Origin of the sequence: Nocardiopsis sp. NPDC006938 (assembly GCF_042869555.1) — a bacterium.
Classification (GTDB): Bacteria; Actinomycetota; Actinomycetes; order Streptosporangiales; family Streptosporangiaceae; genus Nocardiopsis.
The window spans coordinates 167,641-191,899 of the sequence record NZ_JBIAGA010000009.1 but is presented as its reverse complement, the minus strand read 5'-3'; the positions used below and the strand labels follow the sequence as shown (position 1 = coordinate 191,899).

Annotated in this window: 24 protein-coding genes, 3 tRNA genes and 1 pseudogene; 17 read left to right on the top strand and 11 right to left on the bottom strand. The window is 71.7% G+C overall.

What is annotated here, in order from left to right; all coding sequences use genetic code 11:
* The first annotated feature begins 110 nt into the window (after window positions 1-110).
* From ACFYL4_RS16060 to ACFYL4_RS16015, 10 genes are all read left to right on the top strand, one after another.
* Window positions 111-962: a sugar phosphate isomerase/epimerase family protein gene (locus ACFYL4_RS16060; RefSeq protein WP_387518981.1), complete on the top strand. Its 852-nt coding sequence runs from the start codon at window positions 111-113 to the stop codon at window positions 960-962.
* Window positions 959-1,738, top strand: coding sequence for an SDR family NAD(P)-dependent oxidoreductase (locus ACFYL4_RS16055; RefSeq protein ID WP_387518979.1), 780 nt, complete (start codon window positions 959-961; stop codon window positions 1,736-1,738). The genes ACFYL4_RS16060 and ACFYL4_RS16055 overlap by 4 nt, the downstream gene beginning before the upstream one ends.
* 86 nt (window positions 1,739-1,824) lie before the next feature.
* Entirely contained in the window at window positions 1,825-2,823 is a 999-nt protein-coding gene (locus ACFYL4_RS16050) for a TRAP transporter substrate-binding protein (RefSeq protein ID WP_387518977.1), read from the top strand.
* A complete protein-coding gene (locus tag ACFYL4_RS16045; protein ID WP_387518975.1) occupies window positions 2,820-3,389 on the top strand; it encodes a TRAP transporter small permease in 570 nt (189 codons plus the stop codon). Before ACFYL4_RS16050 ends, ACFYL4_RS16045 begins: the two co-directional genes overlap by 4 nt.
* The gene (locus ACFYL4_RS16040) at window positions 3,382-4,659 is read left to right on the top strand and encodes a TRAP transporter large permease (RefSeq protein WP_387518973.1); all 1,278 of its coding nucleotides are present in this window, start codon (window positions 3,382-3,384) and stop codon (window positions 4,657-4,659) included. The genes ACFYL4_RS16045 and ACFYL4_RS16040 overlap by 8 nt, the downstream gene beginning before the upstream one ends.
* Window positions 4,660-4,690: 31 nt before the next feature.
* The gene (locus tag ACFYL4_RS16035) at window positions 4,691-6,442 is read left to right on the top strand and encodes a dihydroxyacetone kinase family protein (protein ID WP_387518971.1); all 1,752 of its coding nucleotides are present in this window, start codon (window positions 4,691-4,693) and stop codon (window positions 6,440-6,442) included.
* Complete coding sequence (locus ACFYL4_RS16030; RefSeq protein ID WP_387518969.1) at window positions 6,439-6,915, top strand: ribose-5-phosphate isomerase; 477 nt, start codon at window positions 6,439-6,441, stop codon at window positions 6,913-6,915. Before ACFYL4_RS16035 ends, ACFYL4_RS16030 begins: the two co-directional genes overlap by 4 nt.
* A complete protein-coding gene (locus ACFYL4_RS16025; RefSeq protein WP_387518967.1) occupies window positions 6,912-7,790 on the top strand; it encodes a transketolase in 879 nt (292 codons plus the stop codon). Before ACFYL4_RS16030 ends, ACFYL4_RS16025 begins: the two co-directional genes overlap by 4 nt.
* Window positions 7,787-8,776 carry a transketolase family protein gene (locus ACFYL4_RS16020; protein WP_387518965.1) on the top strand — a complete coding sequence of 330 codons (990 nt, stop codon included), beginning with the start codon at window positions 7,787-7,789 and terminating at the stop codon, window positions 8,774-8,776. The genes ACFYL4_RS16025 and ACFYL4_RS16020 overlap by 4 nt, the downstream gene beginning before the upstream one ends.
* A gap of 167 nt (window positions 8,777-8,943) precedes the next feature.
* Window positions 8,944-9,117 carry a hypothetical protein gene (locus tag ACFYL4_RS16015; RefSeq protein ID WP_387518963.1) on the top strand — a complete coding sequence of 58 codons (174 nt, stop codon included), beginning with the start codon at window positions 8,944-8,946 and terminating at the stop codon, window positions 9,115-9,117.
* Between the two features lie 302 nt (window positions 9,118-9,419).
* On the opposite strand, the gene ACFYL4_RS16010 is transcribed toward ACFYL4_RS16015, so the two are convergent.
* Entirely contained in the window at window positions 9,420-9,875 is a 456-nt protein-coding gene (locus ACFYL4_RS16010) for a hypothetical protein (RefSeq protein ID WP_387519040.1), read from the bottom strand.
* A 36-nt stretch (window positions 9,876-9,911) separates the two neighbouring features.
* Window positions 9,912-10,936 (bottom strand): annotated as a pseudogene (locus tag ACFYL4_RS16005) (L-arabinose isomerase); the annotation flags it as partial.
* A gap of 124 nt (window positions 10,937-11,060) precedes the next feature.
* On the opposite strand from ACFYL4_RS16005, the gene ACFYL4_RS16000 reads away from it, so the two are divergent.
* Window positions 11,061-11,288 carry a hypothetical protein gene (locus ACFYL4_RS16000; RefSeq protein ID WP_387518961.1) on the top strand — a complete coding sequence of 76 codons (228 nt, stop codon included), beginning with the start codon at window positions 11,061-11,063 and terminating at the stop codon, window positions 11,286-11,288.
* A 50-nt stretch (window positions 11,289-11,338) separates the two neighbouring features.
* On the opposite strand, the gene ACFYL4_RS15995 is transcribed toward ACFYL4_RS16000, so the two are convergent.
* The 3 genes from ACFYL4_RS15995 to ACFYL4_RS15985 form a co-directional block, all read right to left on the bottom strand.
* Window positions 11,339-11,412 (bottom strand) — tRNA-Val (locus ACFYL4_RS15995).
* A gap of 13 nt (window positions 11,413-11,425) precedes the next feature.
* Window positions 11,426-11,496 (bottom strand) — tRNA-Cys (locus tag ACFYL4_RS15990).
* Window positions 11,497-11,536: 40 nt separating this feature from the next.
* Window positions 11,537-11,609 (bottom strand) — tRNA-Gly (locus ACFYL4_RS15985).
* 207 nt (window positions 11,610-11,816) lie between these two features.
* On the opposite strand from ACFYL4_RS15985, the gene ACFYL4_RS15980 reads away from it, so the two are divergent.
* The gene (locus ACFYL4_RS15980; protein WP_387518959.1) at window positions 11,817-13,010 is read left to right on the top strand and encodes a molybdopterin molybdotransferase MoeA; all 1,194 of its coding nucleotides are present in this window, start codon (window positions 11,817-11,819) and stop codon (window positions 13,008-13,010) included.
* A 60-nt stretch (window positions 13,011-13,070) separates the two neighbouring features.
* On the opposite strand, the gene ACFYL4_RS15975 is transcribed toward ACFYL4_RS15980, so the two are convergent.
* Window positions 13,071-14,762 carry an MFS transporter gene (locus tag ACFYL4_RS15975; protein ID WP_387518957.1) on the bottom strand — a complete coding sequence of 564 codons (1,692 nt, stop codon included), beginning with the start codon at window positions 14,760-14,762 and terminating at the stop codon, window positions 13,071-13,073.
* Between the two features lie 192 nt (window positions 14,763-14,954).
* Here ACFYL4_RS15975 and ACFYL4_RS15970 point away from each other — a divergent pair, with 192 nt between their 5' ends.
* On the top strand, window positions 14,955-15,503 hold the full coding sequence (locus ACFYL4_RS15970) for a TetR/AcrR family transcriptional regulator (RefSeq protein WP_387518956.1): 549 nt from the start codon (window positions 14,955-14,957) through the stop codon (window positions 15,501-15,503).
* A 28-nt stretch (window positions 15,504-15,531) separates the two neighbouring features.
* On the opposite strand, the gene ACFYL4_RS15965 is transcribed toward ACFYL4_RS15970, so the two are convergent.
* On the bottom strand, window positions 15,532-16,029 hold the full coding sequence (locus ACFYL4_RS15965; protein WP_387518954.1) for a GNAT family N-acetyltransferase: 498 nt from the start codon (window positions 16,027-16,029) through the stop codon (window positions 15,532-15,534).
* A 418-nt stretch (window positions 16,030-16,447) separates the two neighbouring features.
* On the opposite strand from ACFYL4_RS15965, the gene manA reads away from it, so the two are divergent.
* From manA to ACFYL4_RS15950, 3 genes are all read left to right on the top strand, one after another.
* Window positions 16,448-17,647 (top strand): mannose-6-phosphate isomerase, class I, encoded by a 1,200-nt coding sequence (gene manA / locus ACFYL4_RS15960; RefSeq protein ID WP_387518953.1) that lies wholly within the window; start codon window positions 16,448-16,450, stop codon window positions 17,645-17,647.
* Window positions 17,648-17,714: 67 nt separating this feature from the next.
* Window positions 17,715-18,098, top strand: a complete 384-nt coding sequence (locus ACFYL4_RS15955; protein ID WP_387518951.1) for a VOC family protein — start codon at window positions 17,715-17,717, stop codon at window positions 18,096-18,098.
* A gap of 96 nt (window positions 18,099-18,194) precedes the next feature.
* On the top strand, window positions 18,195-18,569 hold the full coding sequence (locus ACFYL4_RS15950) for an FKBP-type peptidyl-prolyl cis-trans isomerase (protein ID WP_387518950.1): 375 nt from the start codon (window positions 18,195-18,197) through the stop codon (window positions 18,567-18,569).
* A 76-nt stretch (window positions 18,570-18,645) separates the two neighbouring features.
* On the opposite strand, the gene ACFYL4_RS15945 is transcribed toward ACFYL4_RS15950, so the two are convergent.
* On the bottom strand, window positions 18,646-19,821 hold the full coding sequence (locus tag ACFYL4_RS15945) for an acyl-CoA dehydrogenase family protein (RefSeq protein ID WP_387518949.1): 1,176 nt from the start codon (window positions 19,819-19,821) through the stop codon (window positions 18,646-18,648).
* A 197-nt stretch (window positions 19,822-20,018) separates the two neighbouring features.
* Here ACFYL4_RS15945 and ACFYL4_RS15940 point away from each other — a divergent pair, with 197 nt between their 5' ends.
* On the top strand, window positions 20,019-20,654 hold the full coding sequence (locus ACFYL4_RS15940; RefSeq protein ID WP_387518948.1) for a TetR/AcrR family transcriptional regulator: 636 nt from the start codon (window positions 20,019-20,021) through the stop codon (window positions 20,652-20,654).
* Window positions 20,655-20,759: 105 nt separating this feature from the next.
* Here ACFYL4_RS15940 and ACFYL4_RS15935 read toward each other — a convergent pair whose 3' ends face one another.
* The 3 genes from ACFYL4_RS15935 to ACFYL4_RS15925 all read right to left on the bottom strand — a co-directional run bounded on the left by ACFYL4_RS15935 (window position 20,760) and on the right by ACFYL4_RS15925 (window position 24,249).
* The gene (locus ACFYL4_RS15935) at window positions 20,760-21,338 is read right to left on the bottom strand and encodes a TetR/AcrR family transcriptional regulator (protein WP_357765282.1); all 579 of its coding nucleotides are present in this window, start codon (window positions 21,336-21,338) and stop codon (window positions 20,760-20,762) included.
* 497 nt (window positions 21,339-21,835) lie between these two features.
* Window positions 21,836-23,488: a hypothetical protein gene (locus tag ACFYL4_RS15930; RefSeq protein WP_357765285.1), complete on the bottom strand. Its 1,653-nt coding sequence runs from the start codon at window positions 23,486-23,488 to the stop codon at window positions 21,836-21,838.
* Complete coding sequence (locus tag ACFYL4_RS15925; protein ID WP_357765288.1) at window positions 23,473-24,249, bottom strand: ABC transporter ATP-binding protein; 777 nt, start codon at window positions 24,247-24,249, stop codon at window positions 23,473-23,475. Before ACFYL4_RS15925 ends, ACFYL4_RS15930 begins: the two co-directional genes overlap by 16 nt.
* Between the last annotated feature and the right edge of the window lie 10 nt (window positions 24,250-24,259).

Genomic DNA, 24,259 nt, shown 5'->3' with positions numbered 1-24,259 from the left:
ACATGGAATGGCAGGGCAGGTTAACGTCCCGGAAACAACCGAGACGGGGGTCACCTGCGGTTATGAGCCACCACACACCATTTCAGCCTTCCGCGGCCCAGCCTCGGGCCGTGACAGTGCATCCCCGGCTCGGCTGCTCGACGATCACGTTTCGGCGGCAGGAGTTCCGTGAGGCGCTGGCGTCCATCGCGGAACTGGGCTTCGCGCACATCGACATCGGGGCGCTGCCGGGTGTGTGCGACCACGTGACGGTCCCCTTCCACGGCGACCCCGACGCGGTCGCCGACGCCGCCTCCGCCGCGGGGCTCAGGGTCTGCGCCGTCAACGCCGACCCCGGCGACCTCAACGACCCGCACCTGAGCGACGCCGACCTGGCCCGGGTGCTCGGACCGCTCATCGACACCGCCGCCGCCTGCGGCGCCAGCCTCGTCCTCCCCTGCGGAAAGGCCGACCGCGAACCCCTCTCCGGAGACCTCGGAGCCGACCTGGACCAGGTCGCCCGGCGCCTGCTCGCCGCAGCCGACCAAGCCGCCGAACACGGGGTGCGCGTCCTGGTCGAGGCCCCCCACTTCCACCGCCTGGCGCACTCCACCGAGCGGGCCGCCGACCTGTTGTCCCGACTGCCCGCGGAGCGGATCGGCCTCGTGTTCGACACCAGCCACGTCAGCGCCGGCGGCGCTGACGAGGTCAGCTGGGTGGAACAGAACGCCGACCGGATCGAGCACGTCCACCTGCGCGACGCGCTGCCGGGCGACATCAACATCGGCATCGGTCGCGGCCGGGCCGACTTCCCGGGCGTCCTCGTGGCGCTCGAAGAGGCCGGTTACCAGGGGGACCTGATCCTCGAACTGGAGACCCGCGACGTCGCCGAGACAGACCGTGCGGCCGACGCCGCACGCAGCAGAGACCTGGTGGGCGGCCTGCTCACCCACGCCGAACAAGGGAGCACCCAGTCATCGTGAACACCCACACGCACACCGACACCGACCGCTGCGCGGTCATCACCGGCGCGGGTTCCCCCCGTGGTATCGGGCTCGCCACGGCGGCCCGACTCGCCGCCGACGGCTTCGCGATCGCGATCCTGGACATCGACGGCGACGCCGCCTCGGCGGCCGCCGAGCAGATCTCCGCCGAGTACTCCGTCCCCACCCTCGCCGCCACCGCGGACGTGACCTCCGAGGAATCGGTAGACCAGGCCTTCGCCGCGGTCGAGGGGAGCCACCTGCCCCCGGTCACCGCCCTGGTCAACAACGCGGGCATCACCGCGCCCACGCGTTTCGCCGACATCACGCTCGACGAATGGCGACGGATCTTCGCCGTCAACGTCGAGGGGACCTTCCTCGCCACCCGGCGCGCCCTGCCGGGGATGCGCGAGCGGGGCCACGGACGCGTGGTCAACCTGTCCTCGGTCAGCGCCCAGCGCGGTGGAGGCGTCTTCGGGGGCTCCCACTACTCCGCCGCCAAGGGCGCGGTGCTGGGGCTGACCCGGGCGCTGGCCCGCGAAGCGGCCCCCGACGGCGTGGTCGTCAACGCGGTCACCCCGGGGTTCATCGGCACCGACATCACCGCTGGAAAGCTCACGGACGAGCGTCGGGCCCAGCTCATCGAAGAGATCCCCGTCGGACGCGGCGGAGACGTCGCCGACGTCGCCGGCCTGATCGCCTACCTCTGCGGCCCCGAGGTCGGATACGTCACAGGTGCGACGTTCGACGTCAACGGCGGCTCCCACATCCACTGACCGCAAGATGGCCGCCGCGCGAGCGCACGGCCGCACGCAAGGAGGTGTCCCGATTGATTCGGAGACGCTTGCTGTCCCTCTCGGGCATGATTGCCCTCAGCCTCGTCCTCTGCCTGGTCGCGAACGCGCTGCACCATCAGGTCGCCGCCGACGGGGTCGAGCGCAGGCTGCTCCTCGGCCACGGCGCCGCACCCGGCAACCCCCGGTCGCTCGCCGCCGACGAGTTCGCCTCGCTCGTCTCCGAAACCACCGACGGCCGCCTGCGCGTCCAGGTCTTCGGCGCCGAGACCTTCGGCTCCGACTCCGAGATGATGGTCTCCGTCGCCTCGGGCACCCTGGACATCACGGCGAACAGCCAGGGCTCGTTCTCCGTGGCCGTACCCGAAGCCGGCCTCTTCGGCCTCCCCTTCCTCTTCGACTCACCCGAACACGCCTACGCCGTCATCGACGGGCCCGTGGGCGACCAGATCGCCGCGCTCGCCGAGGAGAAGGGCTACCACGTCCTGGCCTGGTGGGACAACGGCATCCGCCACACCACCAACAGCCGGCGCCCCGTGGAGGCACCCGAGGACCTCAAGGGGCTGCGAATCCGCACCCCCGACGACCCGATGACGGTCGCCATCTTCGACGAACTCGGCGCCAACCCCACCCCGATGGACTTCGGCGAGCTCTACCTGGGGCTGCGGCAGGGAGCCGTCGACGGCCAGGAGAACCCCCTGGTCAACATCGCGGCCTCACGCCTGAACGAGGTCCAGACCGAACTGGCCCTGACCGGGCACAAGTACGAGGTCACCCCCTTCCTCATCAGCACCCAGACCTGGGACTCCCTGGAGGAACAGGACCGGCAGGTGCTCACCGAAGCGGCGGCCTCCGCGCGCGACCACCAGCGTGAACTCATGGCCGAGCAGTCCGAGGCGATCCTCTCCGAATTCGAGGAGAGCCTCACGGTGACCGAACCGGACCGGGAAGCCCTGCGTGAGGCGACCGCCGGGGTCTACGACACCTACGAGAAGCGATACCCGGAACTGGTCGACGAACTGCGGCGCACCGCCGAGCAGACCAGCCCAGAGCGGAGCGGATCATGACAACCGCGGCAAACGGAGGGGGCGGGGCCGACCCCCGTCTCCAGACGGCGGCTGCCGAGCATCCCGACCGGCTGGCCCTCCACCCGGCGGACCGCCCCTTCATCATGCTGGGATCCGCTCTGGCGGTGGCCGCCACGGCAGTGATCGGCGGTGCGCTCGTCTACGGCGTGATCATGCGCTACGCCTTCAACACCAGCAGCCAGATCAGCACCGAACTCCCGACCTACCTCTTCCCCTGGCTGATCGCGGGCGGGGTCATCGCGGCCATGGGGCGGCGGGGCCACCTCACCGTCGACTACTTCACCAACAAGTTCGCGCCCGAGCGCCGCCGCCGCGTGGAGCTGTACATGTGGGTGCTCAGCGCACTCACCCACGTCTTCGTGCTCCTGCTCTCCTTCCAGCTGATCGTCCCGATGTCCCGCCAACTCAGCCCGATGTTGGGCTGGCCGGTGCTCTGGAGCTTCCTGGCCTTCATGGTCACGATCGCCGTGCTCGCGGTCCAGTGCGGCATCCGCGCCTACGCCACACTCACCGAAGCCGCAGAGGAAGGTGAGAACCGTGCTTGAGGTCGCTGTCGCCTTCCTCGCCTTCCTGGTCCTGCTCGCCCTGGGCATGCCCGTGGCCTTCGCCCTGCTGGCCAGCACGCTCGCGGGCCTCCTCCTGGTCGGGGACGTCCCGCTGCAGATCGTCGCGCAGACCGCCTATTCGCCGAGCGTCAGCTTCCTGCTCCTGGCGATCCCGTTCTTCATCCTCACCGCCGACCTGCTCACCAGCGGCAAGCTCGGCGCACAGGTGATCTCGCTCGCCTCCAGCCTGTTGGGACGGTTCCGCGGCGGCTTGGGCCAGGCCTCGGTGGCCACCTCGGTCGTCTTCTCCGGAGTCTCCGGATCGGCCGTCGCCGACGCCTCCGGCCTGGGTTCGGTGCTGATCCCGTGGACCAAGAGGGAGGGCTACCCCGCCCCCTACGCCGCCGCGGTCAACGCCTCCTCGTCGATCCTCGGTGTACTGCTGCCGCCCTCCATCCCGCTGATCCTCTACGCGTCGGTGTCCGGCGTGTCCGTGGCGGCCCTGTTTCTGGCGGGGATCGTCCCCGGCCTGCTCCTGGCCGCGGCGCTCCTCTTGGTCTGCTGGTTCGTCGCCAGACGCGGCGGGTACCCGGTGGTGCGCGAGCCCCTCGACTGGCGCAAGGTCCTCAAGGGCGTCCTGCTCTCGCTACCTCTGGTCCTGGCGCCCATCGTCCTGATCCGCGTCCTGCTCTTCGGCGGGGTGGCCACGGTGACCGAGGTGTCCGTGCTCGCCGCTCTCTACGCGGTGCTCCTGAGGGTGGTCGTCTACCGCGACCTCACCCTGAGCGGCCTCGCCCGGTCCGCCGTCAACAGCGCCGCGGCCACTGGCGTCGTGATGTTCCTGATCATGGCCTCCTCCGCGCTCGGGTGGTTCATCACCGTCCAGGAGGTGCCCCAGCAGCTGTCCTCGATGCTGCTCGGCAGCATCACGGCCGGTGTGGTCATCCTCCTGCTGATGAACCTCCTGATGCTGTTCGTCGGTGCCTTCCTGGACATGTCGCCGGCGATCCTGCTGCTCACCCCGGTGCTCCTGCCCATCGCCGCGGGCATCGGCCTGGACCCCGTCCAGCTCGGCGTGATCATGGTGCTCAACCTGGGCATCGGCCTGTTCACACCGCCGGTCGGCACCACCCTGTACATCTCCACGTCCATCGCCCGCATCCGCATCGAACAGACCGTCCGCGCCCTGCTGCCCTTCTACCTGGCCAGCTCCCTCGTGCTCATCGCGGTCACCTACGTGCCGCAGATCAGCCTCGCGCTCGTCGGCTGACCGGACGAACCACGGACCAAGGAACAACGCCATGACCAGAATCCACGACGATCCCGTGTCGTTCAGCGAGGACGCGCTCCGGGGCTTCGCCGACCTCCACGCCGACACGGTCTCCGCGGTCCCCGGCGGTGTGGTGCGCACCGTCGCGGGCCCGCCCGGAAAGGTGGCCGTCGTCCTCGGCGGCGGCGCGGGACACTACCCGGCCTTCGCCGGCCTGGTGGGCCCCGGGCTGGCGGACGGGGCGGTGGTGGGCAACGTCTTCACCTCGCCCTCCGCCGCGCAGGCCTATTCCGTAGCCCGGGCGGCCGACAACGGGGGAGGGGTGGTCTTCGCCTACGGCAACTACCAGGGCGACGTGATCAACTTCGACCTCGCCGCCCGCCGCCTCCAGGAGGAGGGCGTGCAGACGCGCCACCTGGTGGTGACGGACGACATCGCCAGCGCGCCGCCCAACACGCGGGACCAGCGGCGCGGCATCGCCGGCGGGTTCACGGTCTTCCGCGTCCTCGCGGGCGCCGCGGAGGCCGGGCTCCCGCTGGCCGAGACCGAGAGGGCCGGCCGCGCCGCCAACACGGCGACCCGGACCATCGGGGTGGCCTTCGCCGGCTGCACAATTCCGGGGGCGGAGCGTCCGCTCTTCGACCTGCCGGGCCGCGGTATGGGGCTGGGCCTGGGCATCCACGGGGAACCGGGGCTGTCCGAAGGGCCGCTGCCCCCGGCCCGCGACCTGGCCGCCGACCTGGTGGCCCGCGTGCTGGCAGAGGCCCCCGAAGGAGCCTCCGACCGCGTGGCCGTCGTGCTCAACGGTCTGGGGGCGACCAAGTACGAGGAGCTCTTCCTGCTCTGGGGCCATGTCGCCCCGCTGCTCCGCCGCTCCGGCCTCACCCTGGTCGAACCGGAGGTGGGCGAGCTGGTGACCAGCCTGGACATGGCCGGTACCTCCCTCTCGGTCACCTGGTTGGACCCCGAGCTGGAGAGCTACTGGACCGCTCCCGCGCGCACCCCCGCCTACACGAAGGGGGCGGCCCGCGGCAGGGAGGCCTCCACCGGCCCGGCCCCGGGTCCGAACGGCCCCCACCGATCGGAGCCGGCGGGCCCCGCCGCTGATCCGATCCCCCAGGGGGACACCCCGTCGCGCGAGTGGGCCGCGCTCGCCACCGCCGCCCTGCGCGCGGTGCACGCGCGCATCGCGGAGGGCGAGTCCGAGCTTGGCCGGCTCGACTCCGTCGCGGGGGACGGGGACCACGGCCGCGGCATGGTGCGCGGGGTCTCCGCCGCGCTGGCCGCCGCCGAGCGTGCTGTCGAGAACCACGCGGGCGCCGCTACGACCCTCGGCCTGGCCGCGGACGCGTGGGCGGACCAGGCGGGCGGCACGTCCGGGGTCCTCTGGGGCGCGGGGCTGCGGGCCTTCGGCGCGCACCTCGGCGACACCGGGGTCCCGAGCGAGGACGACCTGGTCGCCGCCGCGGGCCGCTTCCTCGACGCCGTCACACAACTGGGCGGCGCCGAGGCCGGCGACAAGACGTTCGTGGACGCCGTGATCCCCTTCGTCGCCACCTTGCGAGAGGCGCGCGAGCAGAACCGGCCGCTGGCGCAGGCCTGGCCGGAGGCGGCCGCGGCCGCGGAGAGGGCCGCGGCCGAGACCGCCGGCCTGAGGCCCCGGAGGGGAAGGGCGCGCCCCCTCGCGGAGAGGAGCCTGGGCACGCCCGACCCGGGAGCGGTCTCCTTCGCGTGGACCGTCACCGCGGCGCGATCAATTCTGGTGAAAGAGGGAGAGAAATGACCGAAATGCGCATAGCGATCGGCAGCGATGGGGCCGGACTCAGCTACAGGGAGGTCCTCAGGGCCGACCTGGAGGCGGACGCGCGCGTGGCCGCAGTCGTCGACGTGGGCGTGGCCCCCGACGAGAAGACCGACTACCCGCACGTGGCCGTCCGCGCGGCGAGACTGGTCGCGGACGGGACCGTGGACCGTGCCCTGCTGGTCTGCGGTACCGGGCTCGGGGTCGCGATCGCGGCCAACAAGGTGCCCGGTGTTCGCGCCGTCACGGCCCACGACACCTACTCGGTCGAGCGCGCCATCAAGTCGAACGACGCCCAGGTCCTCACGCTGGGCGAGAGGGTCATCGGCCTGGAGCACGCGCGGGCGCTGGTCTCCCAGTGGCTCGGGCACCGATTCGATCCGGAGTCGCGTTCGGCGGCCAAGGTCGCCGCGATCAGCGGATACGAGAAGCGGACTGAGGGGAAGAACCCGTGAGCAACGGTAACGAGCACAGCGCCGAGGCGCCCGCTCCGGCGGACTGGGACGCCCGGATCGCGGGTGTGCGCGAGGCGGCCTACCGCATCCGCCGCAACGCCCTGATTCAGGCACGGGTCCAGGGGCAGGGCTACATCGGCCAGGCCCTGGGCATCGCCGACGTCCTGGCCGCCCTGTACACCGACGCGCTGCGCATGCGCCCGGACGACCCCGCGTGGGAGGGGCGTGACCGCTGCTTCCTGAGCATCGGGCACTACGCGATCGCCCTGTACGCGGCGCTCGCCGAGGCGGGCGTGATCCCCGAAGAGGAGCTGTCCACCTACGCGACCGACGACTCGCGGCTGCCCATGTCCGGCATGTCCACGTACACCCCGGGGATGGAGATCTCCGGAGGGTCGCTGGGCCACGGGCTCGGCGTCGCCGTCGGCACGGGCCTGGGCATGCGCCGCAAGGGCAGCGGCGCGCTGGTCTACAACATCCTCTCGGACGGGGAGCTGAGCGAGGGCTCCACCTGGGAGGCGGTCCAGGCCGCGGCGCACTTCGGCTTGGACAACGTGATCGCCGTCGTGGACATGAACGGGCAGGTCGCCGACGGGCCCGCCCAGGAGGTCATGCGCACCGACCCCGCTGACGAGAAGTTCAGGGCGAACGGCTGGATCGCGCGACGGGTCGACGGCAACGACCCCGCCGCCGTGGTTGCGGCCCTGGACGAGCTGCGCCCGATGGCCGGCGCACCGAAGGCCCTGATCTGCGACACCAGGATGGGCAAGGGAGTGGCCATGCTCGAACAGCGAGAGAAACTGCATTTCATGAGGGTGGAGCCGCAGGAGTGGGAGAAGGCCCACCAGCAGCTGGAGGAGGGGATCCGGAGTTGAGTCCGACCACCGAACGCCGACTGACCTCGGACGCCATGATCGCGTCCACCGCCGACCCCGGGGCCCGGACTGTTCAGGCGCCCCTGGGACACGCCCTGCTCAGGGCGGCCGAAGCCGACCCGCGCATCGTCGGGCTCTCGGCGGACCTGGCCAAGTACACCGACATGCACATCCTGCGCGACGCCCTCCCGGACCGGTTCTACCAGATGGGCATGGCCGAGCAGGTGATGATGGGGGCCGCCGCCGGCCTCGCGCTGGAGGGCTTCGTCCCCTTCGCCTCCACCTACTCGGTCTTCGCCACCCGGCGCGCCTACGACTTCCTCTGCCTCGACATCGCCGAGCCCGGCCTCAACGTCAACGTGGTCGCCGCGCTCCCCGGGCTCACCACCGGCTACGGGCCCAGCCACCAGGCGACCGACGACATTGCGATGCTCCGGGCGATCCCGGGCCTGACCGTCGTCGACCCGTGCGACTCGGTGGACATCGAGCAGGCCGTGCCGCAGCTGATCGCGCACGAGGGGCCGACCTACACGCGCATCCTCCGGGGCGCCGTCCCGACTGTGCTCGACGAGTACGACTACACCTTCCAGCTCGGCAGGGCCTCCCTGCTCCGTGACGGGGAGGACGTCCTCTTCATCTCCTCCGGCCTGATGACGGAGCGGGCCCTGCGAGCCGCGGAGCTCCTGGAGAACGACCGGATCGGGGCCGCGGTCCTGCACAACGCGACCGTGAAGCCACTCGACGTGGACGCCGTGCTGGAGGCCGTCGGCCCGGACCGGCGCGTCTACGTGCTGGAGAACCACTCGGTCGTCGGCGGCCTGTTCGAGTCGGTCGCCTCCGAGCTGCTGCGCCGCGGGGTGTCCCGCAAAGTGACGCCGATCGCCCTGCCCGACGCCTTTCTCGACGCCGGGGCCCTGCCCACGCTCAACGACCGGTACGGGGTCTCCATCGACCGCATCGTGGCAAGGGTCCGTGCCGAGCAGTGACCCCTCTGCCCGGGGCCTGCGGGCTCCCGACCGGCCCGGTCGGGAGCCCGCAGGCCCTTGCCGCTTCGTCACACCGCCACGAACCCCCCATTGACCGTGGCAGTTCCCCGGCCGCCGGGCCGGACAACGGCTGCAACCGGGGGGCCCTGGCCGATCACCTACGCCTCATGGGCATTCCAACCCACCAGGTCCGCACCTCGTCCCTGCGGTATCTGGTCCTTCAGGCCTCCGCACCGGTCATCGCCCGCTCACTGGGCTTTCACGACAAGACCTCAACCCGCATCGCCGCTGACGCGGACGGCCCCTGGAGCCGCTACGCCCCTGACCACGACTCTCCGTGATCATTCAGCAGGAACTCAGACTCGAATAGGCGCTACCCGGACACGCGAGCCTGCCAGTCTCTCGCCCCGCATCGTCCTCACCCCGGCCAGACGGGGTGCGCCCGGCCCCACGACATCCGGTTCAGAAGCGCACCCCCGAAGCGGCAGCGTGGTTACGATCCGAACGCAGCATGCCGCAGTCCGAGTACGGCCGTTGACGCGGACTCTGGGGGAGTGATTGGACGGGTCGGGGGGTCGGGGGGTCGGGGGGTCGGGGCCCGTGCTGCTACGACGCCCTCCGTCGTGGGCACTCCCCCAGAGGGCTACAGGCCCTGGGCGAGCCGGTAGTAGGCGGCGTTCGAGCGTAGTTCGCGCTCGAACCCCGCCACGTCGGTGGCCTGGCCGATGGCGAGCAGTTCGACATCGGCCATCCGGGCGAAGTCACGCCATACGTCCAGTCCGACCTGTGTCGTCATGACGGTGTGGTGGGCTCCTCCCGCCATGAGCCAGGCCGTCGTCGAGGTACGGAAATCGGGTGTGGGCCTCCAGAGGGCGCGACCTACTGGCAACTTCGGCAACGGCGACGGCAGTGGCAGGTTCTCCACCGCGTTCGCGACGAGTCGGAACCGGTCGCGCAGATCGCTCATCGCGACCACGACGGCCGGACCGGCATCGGCGGTGAAGACCAGCCGGACCGGGTCCTCCTTGCCGCCGATGCCGAGTGGGTGGATCTCGAGGCTGGGCCTGGCCGTCGTGAGCGAGGGGGAGACCTCGAGCATGTGCGCGCCCAGAACACACTCATCACCGGGTGTGAGGTCGTAGGTGTAGTCCTCCATGAGGCTCGCACCTCCCGGCAGGGCGGCGCCCATGACCGCGGCGACGCGCACCAGCAGAGCGGTCTTCCAGTCCCCCTCTGCGCCGAACCCGTACCCGTCGGCCATCAGGCGCTGGACAGCGAGCCCAGGTAGCTGACGCAGCGCACCCAGGTCCTCGAAGTTGGTCGTGAACGCCGAGAGGCCGCCCTCCTCCAGGAATGACCGCAGCCCGGCCTCGATCGCCGCCCCGTAGCGCAGCGACCCGTGCCGCTCTCCCGTTCTGCGCAGTTCGGGGCGATCTCGTAGCGGCCCTCGTACTCGTCGGCGAGGGCGTCGACCGCGGCGTCGGACACCGAGTGCACGGCGTCCGCGAGCTCGGTGACACCCCACGTGTTCACCTGTACGCCGAAAACACGTTCGGCCTCGGTCTTGTCTCCCTCAGTGACCGCGACATTGCGCATGTCGTCCCCGAAGCGGACGAGCCTGGTGCCCCGAGCCGCCGCCAGACCCGCGGCCGCGCGCTGCCACATACTGACTGCGGCGACCACGTGCGGGTCGCTCACGTGGCCGACCACCGTTGTGCGCGGCACCCCGAGGCGAGTCTGGACGTATCCGAACTCGCGGTCGCCGTGTGCGGCCTGGTTGAGGTTCATGAAGTCGAAGTCGATCTCGCTCCACGGCAGTCCGACGTTCGCTTGCGTGTGCAGGTGCAACAAGGGCTTGCGGAGTGCGTCGAGGCCGGAGATCCACATCTTCGCCGGGCTGAAGGTGTGCATCCACGCGACCAGACCGATGACCCGGTCGTCGGCGTTGGCTTCGAGCACGGTCCTCCGGACGGCCTCAGAGGCCGTGAGCACGGGCTTCCACACCACCCTGACCGGTACGCCGGCGGCCAGCTCGGCAGTGATGGTCTGGGACTGGGCGGCCACGCTCCGCAGCGTCTCCTCTCCGTAGAGGCTCTGACTACCCGTGACGAACCAGACCTCGTACTCCTCGAACGAAGTGGTGAGTGGAGGGCGGGTCATCGCTTTTCCTTCGGACTTGTGTCGCGACTACCCGCGATGGGGCCATCGCCCGAGTGGCCGACCAGTTGGGCGTCAACCGCGAAACGCTGCGTAACCCGCCAGGCTGGGGCACACCATCCCGGGGATGAAGCGCGTCTATGAACTGGTCACCCCGAAGATGAAGAAGCGTGTACTCAAGGTGACCGAGAAGCGGTGGAGGAAGAGCGTGGACGCCCTCACCTACTGGGAGCGCGATCGGCTGTTCTCTATGGCGTCGATCCTCGAAGAGCACTACCGTGGAAACAGCGAAAGCGGGCTCCCGGAGGAACCCGCTTCGAAGATGATCTCCCAGATATCTCCCAAGGTGGGATGATCATCTTCGCCGCTACAGCCAGATAACTCTCTGACCTGCGATCCTGCTTGTGGGCGATACAGGACTCGAACCTGTGACCCCTACCGTGTCGAGGTAGTGCTCTAGCCAACTGAGCTAATCGCCCCAGTGAGACTGGGAGGTGGAGACGGGATTTGAACCCGTGTAGACGGCTTTGCAGGCCGCTGCCTCGCCTCTCGGCCACTCCACCGAGTACACGTGAGGCGGTCTCCCGCCCCGCGTCTCCTCCGAGCGGACGACGGGATTCGAACCCGCGACCCTCACCTTGGCAAGGTGATGCTCTACCAGCTGAGCCACGTCCGCTTGCTGCCCGGCCCGGCCCCCGTTTTCCGTTGGCCCCGCCTTGCTGCTGGTACAGACTTTAGCGGAGATTCGACAGACGGCAAATCGGAGCTCGGCGGGGTGGTGAGCCGGTCCCCTGGAGGGACCGCCGGGGGCGGTAGCGTCCGCGTCAGGTGCGTCGGGCGCGGCTCCGGGGCACACCCGGCGACGGAGTGGACGGAAAGTGGCATGGACATCCCGGTGGCGGACGGTGCGGCGTGTGAGGGGCACGGAGGTGCCGTTCCCTGGGAGCGGGCGCGTGAGCGGGCGCGAGGGCTCGGCGCGCGGTCGCGCGTTCCCGTGCGCGACGTCCCGTTGGGCGGGGCCCTGGGCGGAGTGCTCGCCTCCGAGCTGAGAGCGCTGGTGGGACTGCCCGCCTTCGACGCCTCGGCCATGGACGGGTTCGCCGTCGCGGGGGAGGGGCCCTGGCTGCTGGTGGGCTCCCAGCTGGCCGGGGCGCCGGTGGCCGGGCTCGCGCTGGGCGCGGGGGAGGCGGCGGAGGTCGCCACGGGTGCCCGGGTGCCGAAGGGCACCGAGGCCGTCCTGCCCTACGAACGGGCGGAGGTGGTGGACGGCTGGGTACGCGGCGACGCGCTTCCGGGGCGGCACGTGCGCTGGTCGGGGGAGGAGACCGCGCCCGGCGAGCGGGTGCTCCCGGCGGGGGCCGAGGTCGGTCCGGCGGTGCTCGGGCTGGCGGCGAGCCTGGGCCACGACACCCTGGGGGTACGCCTTCCGACGGTGTCGGTACTGGTCACCGGGGACGAGATCGCCGGGAGCGGGTTGCCGGGCGAGGGCATGGTGCGTGACGCGATCGGCCCGATGCTGCCCGGGCTGCTCGCCTGGGCGGGGGCGCGCCTGGAGCGGGTGAGGGCGCTGGGCGACGGCTTCACGGACCTGGGTGAGGCGTTGGCTACGTCCGGGACCGACGTGGTGGTGGTGTGCGGGTCGTCCTCCAAGGGCCCCGCCGACCACCTGCGGGAGGTGCTGCGTGGGATGCGCGCCGAGGTGGTCGTGGACGGGGTGGCCTGCCGCCCCGGGCACCCCCAGCTGCTCGCGCGCACGGAGGGCGGGGTGGTCGTCGGGCTGCCCGGCAACCCGAACGCCGCGCTCGTGGCCTCGCTCACCCTGCTGGTGCCCCTGTTGAGCGCGATGTCCGGGCGGCCCGACCCCACCGGCGGACTCGCGCGGGTGCCACTGGCGGGCGAGGTGCGCTCCCGACCGGACGACACCCGCCTGGTCGCGGTACGCGTGAGCCGGGGCCGGGCCGATCCCGTGGGCCACGACCGTCCGGGCAGCCTGCGCGGCGCCGCCCTGGCCGACGCCTACGCGGTGGTGCCCCCCGGGTGGGACGGCGGCGAGGTGGAGGTGCTGCGCCTGCCCTGAACACGTGCGGCCCCCGGGGGGATCACTCCCCGGGGGCCGCGACACGGTGACCGGAGCCGGCTAGCGGACGGGTCCGTTGGCCTCCAGGAAGGAGGCGGCGGCCCCGTCAGCGGCCTCGGCGTCGACGGCCTCCCCGGGCGCCTCGGCGGCCTCCTGGGTGACGGTCGCGGTCTGCGGGACGTCCACGGCGGGGTTGCCGTGCCCGCGCAGCAGGAACCAGGCCTGGGCGGCCGCGGCGAGCACGATCACCACGGCGATGGCGGAGGTCAGGTGCATTCCGTCGGTGAACGCCAGCCGGGCCGCGTCCATCAGCGCCTCACCGGGCGCGCCGCCGATGTCGGCGGCGGTGTTGGCCGCGCCGCCCAGGGTTTCCCGGGCGGCCTCGGTCGCGCCCTCGGACACCCCGTCCACCTCGGTCAGGTGGCCCCGGTAGAACGCGGTCAGCACACTGCCCAGCACGGCGACGCCCAGCGCGCCGCCCATCTCGTAGGCGGTCTCGGAGATCGCCGACGCGGCGCCCGCGCGCTTGGGCGGGGCCGCCGACATGATCGCGCCGTTGGTGAGCGTCTCGGCGAAGCCGGTGCCCAGCGAGATCAGCACGAAGGCGGTGATCACGAGCGCCACGCCCCGGGTGGCGTCGTCGGCCGGGGTGAACACCAGGGCGCCGAACCCGGCCGCCGTCACGATCAGGGACACCCCGATCACGGTCGACAGGCTCAGGTGGCGGGCCACCCGTGCGGCGACCAGACCGGCGACGATCGACAGCAGCAGGCCCGGCAGCAGCACCATCCCGGCGCGCATCGGGGAGATGCCGAGCACCAGCTGAAGGTACTGGGTGAGGAAGAACAACGACCCCACCAGGGAGAACACGATCATCAGGTTGGTGACGACGGCGACGCTGAACACGCGTGAACGGAACAGGTGCACGTCGATCAGCGGGTCCCTGAGCCTGCTCTGGCGGCGCACGAACAGGTAGCCCAGGGTCAGGCCGAAGACCAGCGACACGATCGGCAGGACGTCGAGGCCGCCGGTGGCCAGCTTCTTGATGCCGAAGACGGCGGGCAGCATGGCGCCGAGCGACAGCAGGACGCTCAGCAGGTCGATCCGGCCCGAGTCCGGGTTGCGCGACTCCCGCACCAGCAGTGGCACCAGGACCAGGATCAGCGCCATCACGGGCAGGTTGATCAGGAACACCGAGCCCCAGAAGAAGTGCTCCAGCAGCCACCCGCCGAGGATCGGGCCGAGGGCCGCGCCGCCGGAGAACCCGGACGCCCAGATGGCGATGGCGAGCAGGCGCTGGCGCGGGTCCAGGAACAGGTTGCGCAGCAGGGACAGGGTCGAGGGCATCAGCGACGCCCCGGCGACGCCCAGCAGGGCGCGGGCCACGATCAATGTCTCGGCGTTGGGCGCGAAGGCGGCCAGCAGGGAGGCCGCGCCGAAGGCGGCCGAACCGATCATGAGCAGGCGGCGTCGGCCGATCCGGTCGCCGAGCGGACCCATGGTGATCAGCAGTCCGGCCAGGATGAAGCCGTAGATGTCGATGATCCACAGCAGCTGGCCCGAGGAGGGGCTCAGCGCTTCACTCAGGGCCGGCACCGCGAAACCGAGCACGGTCATGTCGACCGAGATCAGTACCACGGGCAGGACCAGGACGGCGAGTGCGGCCCACTCGCGCGGGCCCGCGAGCGCGGGCGGGGACCCGTTGTCCCCGTGCGGGTGGGTGGCGCCGTTTCCGGCCTTGGCGGAACTCATCTTTCCCTCGTCATCGCTTGTGGTTGCGCGCCCTCGGATCGAGGGCGCGGGCCCGGCGGGAGTCGGTGCCGACCGGGCTGGGTCGGGACGGGAAGTCTGGTCGACCGGGGTGCGGCAGGTGGTGCGGGCACGCTCCGGGACTCTTCGACCGTCCAGCCGGTACAGTACCGTCCGGCCGGTACAGTGTCAATCGTGAGTACATCGACGCGAGACAGAATCCTCGACGCCTTACAGGACATCCTGATCGCCGAAGGTTATTCCTCGGTGACCCTGGAGGCCGTCGCACGCGACGCCGAGGTGTCCAAGGGCGGACTGCTCTACCACTTCCCCTCCAAGGCGGCCATGATGGTCGGGCTCATGGAGCGCGTCCGCGCGCTGGCGGAGGAGGAGTTCCGCGAGGCGGTGGAGAGCGACGAGGGCGTGGTCCGCTACTTCCTGCGGACGTCGCTGCCGCAGACCGCCGTCGAGGGCGAGCTCTACTGGGCGGTCATCGCGGCGCTGCGGAGTAAGGAGGACATCCCCCCGGAGGCGGGCGCGCTCGTGAAGGAGCTGTTCACCCGCTGGGGTGAGCTTTTGCACGCCGAGCTCACGGACCCCGTGCTCGCCGAGACGATCCGGCTCGCCGGGGACGGCATGTACATGTCGTCGATCGCCGGGCTGGGCAGCCCCGACCCCGAACTGACCCAGCGGGTCGTCGACCGCCTGGTCGAGGCCTCGGACCGGGTGCGCCGGGAACACTGAGCCGGTCGGCCCCGGTGGCGGGGCGGGTTCACACCCGGGCCTCGAACACCTGGACCTCCTTGTCGCGTACCGGCACGCGCCCGGTCGGAGTGAACCCCTGGCGCTCGTAGTAGCGGACGAGGGAGCCGTCCCCGCCCGACCAGCAGTCGACGCGCACCAGCGAGATCCCGCGTTCGCGGGCCTGGGCGCGGGCGTGGTCGAGAAGACGGCCGCCCACGTCGCGCCCGGAGTGTTTCCGGTCGACGACGAGCAGGCGCACGTAGACCTCGGGCTCGTCGACCGGCGGGGAGTAGTCGAGCCCCGACGCCCCGATGACCAGGGCGCCCGCAGCGGCGCCGTCGACCTCGGCGATCCAGAGGCCGTCCGAGACGAGCGAGCGGACCATCGCGACCCTCTCGGGGATCTCCGACCAGGGCCGGGTGCCCCACTGGTCGGCGGAGCCGCGTTCGGTGAGCCAGACGACCGCCTCGTCCAGGAGCCGGAGGACCCGGTCGGCGTCTTCGGCGTCGCCCCGTCGTAGTCGCATGTGCTGGCTCCCTGGCGCAGTGGTGATTCCGGACCTCGGAGAACCCTAGAGGAGCGGGGGCGCGGACGGCATCCCGATTCGCGGAGTCCGATCCCGGGAACGGCGCGTTCGGAACCGGCCTTCCCGTCACGCGGATGGCATCATGAATCACCCTGGAGGGCACCGTCAGTTGTCTCTGGAAGGTGACAGTGTGGTGCTGTTCACGTGTCCGCGAACGTGGTTTACTTCCCAGTAACTTCGTTGCCGTCACCGGGCGCCGGGCGAACCGGGTGCCTGCCCAACTGGCGAGGTGAAGTGTGCACTACCGCGAGATGTGGGGCGTGCCGTGTCGACCGGGAGGCGTCTCTTGGCAAGACTGTTCACACCTCACCGGAGCGTCCACGGGGTGAGAACACGCCGACGGGAAAGCGGGGAGCGGATGCACAGGCTCACCAACAGGGTACGTCCGTACGCCTGGGGAGCGCGCGCCGCCATCCCCCGCCTGCTGGGCACCGAACCCGACGGCACCCCCCAGGCCGAGCTGTGGCTGGGCGCCCACCACGGCGCCCCCAGCACCGCGCACTGCGACGACGGCGACAGACCCCTGCCCGAGCTCATCTGCGAGGACCCGCACCGCGTCCTGGGCAGCGGTACCGCCGAACGCTTCGGCGGCCGCCTGCCCTACCTCCTGAAGTACCTCGCCGCCGAGGCGCCGCTCTCCCTCCAGGTCCACCCCGACGCCGCCCGGGCCCGCTCCGGCTTCGAGGCCGAGGAGCGCGCAGGCATCCCGTTGGACGCCCCCCACCGGAACTACCGCGACCCGCACCACAAGCCCGAGCTCCTCCTCGCCCTGGAGCCGTTCGAGGCCCTGTGCGGATTCCGCGAACCGGCCGCCACCGCCGCCGACCTCTCCGGGCTGGACAACGACCTGGCCGACGCGCTCCGCGAGGACCTGTCCCACGCCGACACCCGGACGGCTCTGCGCGCGGCGCTCACCCGCCTACTGACACTGCCGCTCGCCGACCGCCACCGGATGATCGGCGACTTCGTCCGGGAGTGGTCGGGCAGCGGCGGGCGCGGAGCCCACGCGCAGACCGTCACTGACCTGGCCGAACGCTACCCGGGAGACCCGGGGGCCGTGGCGTCGCTGCTGCTCAACAAGGTCACGCTCTGGCCTGGGCAGGCGCTCTTCCTGCCCGCGGGCAACCTGCACGCCTACCTCCAGGGCACCGCCGTGGAGGTGATGGCCAGCTCCGACAACGTGCTGCGTGCGGGCCTGACCGCAAAACACGTCGACGCCCCCGAACTCCTGGACGTGGTGGACTTCTCGGTCCTGCCCATCCCGTACGCCCAACCCGGGTTCCTCGACGGCCGACGGGAGTTCCGCCCGGCGGCGCCGGAGTTCGCGCTCCACGAGATCGGCCCGGGCCGGATCGCCGCCCACCTGCCGGGCGACGGGCCCACCGTGGTCCTGGCGCTGCGCGGGACGGTGGACCTGGTCGCGGAGGTCGGCGAGGGCGTCACCCTGGGGCGGGGGGAGTCGGTGTTCGTCCAGGCCGACAGCGGCCCGATCAAACTGGAGGGCCGCGGACACGTCATCGCCGCCACCGTTGGCGACCACGAGCCCGCCCGGGGGTGAGGGCCGGGTCCGCCCGGGGCCGATAACCCCTGGCGCGCGGGAGACGGGGCCGCCCATACTGGCGGCCATGACTTCCACGGTGCTCAACATCGCGATCGACTGCACGGACGCCTACGCCCTGGCCCGGTTCTGGACCGAGGTGACCGGGCGTCCGCTGCACCCGGACGACGAGCCGGGCGAGCCGGAGACCCAGGTCCTGTTGGCGCAGGGCCCGGTGCTGCACTTCAACCAGGTACCCGAGGTCAAGCAGGACAAGAACCGGTTGCACCTGTGCCTGCGCCCCGAGACCTCGCGGGAACGGGAGGTGGAGCGGCTGCTGGGGGTGGGCGCCACGTTCGTCGGCGACCACCGCAGGCCGGACGGCTCCGGCTGGGTGGTCCTCGCCGACCCCGAGGGCAACGAGTTCTGCGTCCTGCGCGGCGATTCCGACCGGGCGGCCTCGGGCGCCTGACCGCCGTGTGCCGCCCCTGGCGCTCCGTCCAGCCCCCTCGGTCACCACCGATAGCCTGGGTCCCTCTGTTCACGTCTTCAACCGAGGAGATCCACCATGGCGCTTGAGCGTCCCGAGATCGACTTCATCGAGGGCCCGCCGCCCGCGGACCTCCAGATCACCGACCTCACCGTCGGTGAGGGCGCCCAGGCCGGGCACGGCAGCACCGTCAGCGTCCAGTACGTCGGTGTCTCGCACTCCACCGGCGAGGAGTTCGACGCCAGCTGGAACCGCGGCGAGCCGCTGCGCTTCAAGCTCGGCGCCCGTCAGGTCATCCCCGGCTGGGACCAGGGCGTCCTGGGCATGCGCGTCGGCGGCCGCCGTCAGCTGGTCATCCCGCCGAACCTGGCCTACGGCGACCGTGGCGCCGGTGCCCTCATCAAGCCGGGGGAGACCCTGGTGTTCGTCGTCGACCTGGTCGACGTCGCCTAGGTCGGCGCGCCCGACCCCTCCCGCTCCCGCCGCCCGGTCCGGGACCGCCCGCACCGGGCGGCGGGAGCGCGGACGGCTACACGAGGGTGGCGCCGACCTTCACGTGCCCCCTGATCAGGTCGCGGGCGATGGTGCGGCGCTGGATCTCGTCGGTGCCCTCGAAGATGCGCAGCAGCCGGAGGTCGCGGTAGAACCGCTCCACGGGCAGCTCCCGCGTGTACCCCATGCCGCCGTGAATCTGCATGACGCGGTCGACGATCTCGTTGGCCTTCACCCCGCCGAACAGCTTGGCGATCGCCTGGGCGTGCCGTGAGTCCCGCCCGCCCGCGACCCGCCACGCCGCGTGGAGCACCAGGAGCCGCAGCGCCTCGATCTCGGTCTGGGAGTCGGCGATCATCCACTGGATGGCCTGCCGGTCCGCGAGCGGGGCGCCGAAGGTCTCACGGGTCCTCGCGTGCTCGAGACCCATGTCGAGCAGCCGCTCGCACCCTCCCAGCGCCCGTGCCGGCAGCAGGTAGCGGCCCCGGCCGATCCACTGCATGGCGAGCTCGAAGCCCCTCCCCTCCTCGCCGAGGACGTTCTCGTGCGGGACGCGCACGTCCTGGAAGACCAGGGACGCCGGGCGGCGCTCGCCCATGGTGTCGATGGGCTCGGAGGTCCACCCCATGTCGCGGTCGACGAGGAAGCAGGTCACGCCCCCGTTAGCCCCCCTCTCGGGATCGGTGACCGCGAAGACCAGCGCGAAGTCGGCCTCCATGCCGCCGGTGATGAAGGTCTTCTCGCCGTTGAGCACCCAGGTGTCGCCGTCGCGCACGGCCCGGGTGCGGATGGCCTTGGCGTCCGAACCCGCGCCGGGCTCGGTGATGGCGAAGCACGATGAGCGCTCGCCCTCGATGGTGGGGACCAGGTAGGAGCGCCGCTGCCACTCGTTGGCGTGGTAGAGGATGTTGTCCGCCTCGCCGCCGAACTTGAAGGTGAGGAAGGTGCGCCCGAGTTCGGTCTCGATGAGGGCTTCGGTGACGGCGTCCAGGCCCATGCCGCCGAACTCCTCCGGAGTGGCCACGCCCCAGAAGCCGGACTCGCGGGCGAGCGCGCGCAGCCGGTTCCTCTCCTCGTGCGTCAGGCCGGGAGGGTGGCCCTCGCGCTCGCGGCGCAGCACGTCGTTCTCCAGCGGCATCAGTTCCCGCTGGACGAAGGTCCGTACCCAGCTCCGAATGGCCTTTTGCTCTTCGCTCAGTGAGAAATCGATCACGGCTAACCCCACTAACCTAACGCTGTTCGGTTAGTTGAGGGTACGTGGCCTCGCGCGGCCCGCGCAAGGGCAGGAACCCGCGCTCGGGACACGGCCCGGCCCGCGTCGGCGGCGAGACCGCGCGCCCTCGTGCGATGATCAGCGCTGACGCCGGACGGTCCGGCACGTGACGATCAGCGCGGAAGGGGAGCCCCGCCGTGGCCCGACCCAAGACACCGCTCCTGAGCAGACCGGCCATCCGCGAGGCCGCGCTCGCGCTCATCGACCGGGACGGGCTGGAGAAGCTGTCCATGCGCAGGCTCGCCCAGGAGCTCGACGTGCGGGCCGCCTCGCTGTACAGCCACTACCGCACCAAGGAGGAGCTGCTCAGCGAGGTCGCGGAGGAGGCCACCACGCACATCGACGTCTCCGCCTTCGGTGGCGGAGACTGGCGGGAGGGCCTGGCCGTGTGGGCCCGCTCCTACCGTGCCGCCCTCGCCCGGCACCCCAACCTGCTGCCCGTGATCGCCGCCGGGCCGGGCCGCCGCGAGGAGGCCCTGCGCCGCGCCGACGCCGTGCACGGCGGGCTCGTGGGCGCGGGCTGGCCGCCCCGGTACGCCACGATGATCGGTGCCTCCACCAAGTACCTGGTCGTGGGGGCGGCCACCCACTCCTTCGCGGGCGGCTTCGACGACGACGTGTGGGTGTACCAGGACCGGTATCCGAACCTGTCGCAGGCCCACCGGCTGGCCGAGGTCGCCGCCGAGATCGACCAGGACAGCTTCGAGCTGGCGCTCCTGGCCTTCCTCGACGGCCTGACCCCGGTCTACGAGCGGGTGCGGACCGAGGGCTGAGCTCCGGCGCGTGCGTCAGCCGGCCCGGAGGCCGGCGAAACCGTCCGGCCACGGGAGGCGAACACGGGGGCAGCCGGGAGGGATCGTCGGTCGGGGGCGCGGGGGTCAGCCGGTCGGCGCCGCCGTGTCGATCCACGCGCACAGCAGGTCCAGCCCCGCCTCGGCGCGCCCGAGGTCACCGGTCGACAGGTAGTCGGACTCCAGCCCGGCGAAGCCCGCGTTGAGCAGGGTGGCCAGACTCAGCGCGCGGTCGGCGGGGGCGCCGCGCAGCACCAGGCAGGAGGCGACGAACTCCGCGCGCCCGCGCAGGAACCCCGCGCTGGAGGCGGGCAGGCGTCCCGCCGAGGCCAGCCCCTCGATCTCCCGGACGAGCCGTGTCATGGGCAGTTCCGGCCCGAGGTTGCGCTCCCAGGAGTCGCGGACGATGTCGCCGACCGGGACCGACGGGTCCGCCCAGCCCTTCGTGGCCACCAGTGCCGCGTGCTGTCGTTCGTCGAGCCGCGACAGTACCGCCGAGAGCAGGTCCTCGCGGTCGGCGAAGTGGTGGGTGAGCACGCGGGTGCTCTGCCCCAGCCCCTGGGCGAGGCCGCGCAGCGTGAACCCGCTGATCCCGGTCTCCGCGAGTTGTTCGATCACGGCGTCCAGGACCTCGCGTCGCCTCGCGGGGTCGGCCTTCCGAGCCATCTGCAACCTCCTGCTGGTCCACCCGGGCCCCACTCTGGCACAGGAGCCGGGGTGACCGTCCCGGCCGTAAGACCTCAACAACGGGGGAGGGCATCGGCGGGACGGGCGTTGTCCACAGGCCGGACGCGTGGGCTTGTGGGGGCTCGCGCGCTCCCGCAGTATCGAAGGAGAACGGTCGTGCGGAGGGTGGTGGGTCCAGGTGACGCGATGGGCGTGGGAACGGCTCTGGCAGTGGGTCCGGGGAAGGCGTCCCCGGCCGGGCTGGGCACGGGTTCCGGATCGCGAGTCGGCGCGTGCGGGAAGTACGCCGGTGGTGGCCCGGGGCCACCACCGGCGCCGCTCTTCCATGAGTGGTCTGATCGGTTCACACGGTGCCCGTCAGGGGCACACCGCGCGACTCCGGAGACGGCCGAACCGCCGGGCCGGTCCGGGGGCGGGCGTCGCACGGGGAGTGTGACCCCCGTGACGCGGCGCGAGCCGGTGGCGTGGCCCCGGGGTCACGAACCCGTGGGCCGGGTGTCCGCGTTGGTCGTCAGAGCGCCCCGCTCCAACCGGTCCAGCGGTCCTCCGCCGTCACGGGGCAGTCCCCGGGCCGCGATCTCCCTGCCGTAACGGATACGGGTGAAGGTCTCCGGCAGACGTCCCTCCAGGCGTCGGTGGGCGGCTCCGCCCAGCAGCCAGGCGGCCAGCGCCCCGTTGGCGAGCGCCACGGGCACGGCCAGCCAGGGGACTCCCACGAGACCCGCCCACACCAGGACGCCGAACGTGGGGGCCGACAGCAACGGAAGGGCCGCCAGGGTGACCCACACCTGGAGCTGGTTGTCACCGGCGTCGTTGGCGTCCACCCGCAGATGCGGATCGACCCCCGGGGTCACGGCCACCACCGACAACAGGATCGACAGTCCGGTGCTCACCCCCAGGAAGACCACCAGGCTCGACACCACGTACGGCGTCGCCCAGTACGCGCCGGAGACCACCACGGCGACCACGCTCAGCAGGGCCGACGCCGGGCCGATGAGCAGGGCCAGCGCGATCTGTCTGCCCCGCACCTCGGCGCGGACCGTGTCCGCGCCCTGCCCCACCACGGTCAGCCACAGCGCGGTGCCGTCGTGCCCGTACATGTTGGAACCGCCCATCCCCATCACCAACAGGGCGATCACACCCGCGAAGGGCGGGATCTGTGGTAGCTGGGCGACCAGCCCGAACACCGCCATGATGAGACCCGTCCACAGTGCCGCGCGCAGTTCCAGCCCACGCCACGGGTCACGCCACCACTGGCGCAGCTCCTTGCCGACCACCGCGCCCAGCGGGGTGTCCGGCAGGAGGGAGCGCCCACCGTCCAGCACCCGCGAACCCAGGGGGCGCGCCCGTCTGCGCACACCACGGGCGGCCACGCTCGGCGCCAGCAGCCGGACGGTGACCAGCACCGTCGCCAGCGTGAGCAGGCCGAGTGCGCCGAGCCAACCGAAGGCGGTCCCCCAGGCGCCTGTGGCCGCCGCGTCCACCGCCAGCACCGGCCAGGAGGTCGGCAGCACCGACAGCACGCCCAGGGCCGTCCCCTGGAGTCCCTCCCGCGTCAGCGCCGACATCGCCGACAGCGCGGGCTGGATCGCCAGCCACCCGAAGAAGAGACCGGCCACGATCAGCCCCCACTGGAGGGAGGCGATCTCCATCCCGATCCGGCTGTGCATGGCCACACCGAGGGCCCGGAACACCAGACGTGACAGGGAGACCATGAACACCAACAGCGCCAGCATGCCCAGTAGGCCCAGGAACAGCGTGGCCGGGTCGGAGAGCCACGCGTGCCAGGCCACCGCGGCCGTGGCCACCAGGGTGAGCAGCGGGCCGGCGCCGACGAACGCGGACACCAGCAGTCCGGCGCCCACGCGGCCGCGGTCCAGCGGAAGCAGGCTGAAGTACTGGGAGCGCAGTACCCCCACGCCGTTGGTGATGGTCGGGCCGAGCACCCAGCCCCCGCACCAGACCGCCAGCGCCAGCATCAGCAGGCCCGACCTCACCTGGTCGCTCGTGGCCACCACCGCCCAGTACCAGGTGAGTCCGGTCCCCAGGACGATCGCCAGCAGGGAGACGATCCGCAGGCCGCTGTGGCGCCCCAGGGTGAACTTGAGCCGGATCAGGAGTTCAACCACGCCAGATCCCCCTCCCCGACCTCACGGGCTCCGACCAGCCGGACGAAGGTGTCCTCCAGCGTGGCGTCCGCCCCCCGAACCTGCCCGAGCGTGCCGTCCGCCAGCACCCGACCGCGCGCGATGATCGCGACCCGGTCGGTGAGCTGCTCCACCAGGGCCATGACGTGACTGGAGATCACCACGGTGCCGCCGCCGTCCGTGAACCGGCGCAGGATCGCGGTGAGCACCCGCGCCGACACCGGGTCCACCGCCTCGTACGGCTCGTCCAGGACCAGCACCTCGGGAGCGTGCAGCAGGGCCGTGGCCAGACCGATCTTCTTGCGCATACCGGTGGAGTACTCCGCCACCAGCACTCCGTCGCGCTCGGCGCCGTCCAGTTCGAGGACCTGGAGCAGCTCCCGGGCCCGGGTCAGGGTGACGTCGCGGCCCAGGCCGCGCAGCCGCCCCCAGTAGTCGAGCAGCTCGCCCCCGGTGAGGCGCTCGGGCAGCGACAGGCCGTCCGGAAGCACCCCCAGCCGACGCTTGGCCTCGACCGGCTCCCGCCACACGTCCACGCCCAGGACCCGGGCGGTTCCCGCGTCCGGGCGCAGTAGGCCCACCGCCATCGACAACGAGGTGGTCTTGCCCGCGCCGTTGGGGCCGACCAGGCCCATCGTGGCACCACGGGGCACGGCCAGGCTCACGCCGTCGGCGGCGCGCGTCTCGTTGAAGGTCTTGGTGAGTCCGTCCAGCTCCAGAGCCGGAACGTCGGCGCTTGTCATGCCATCCATC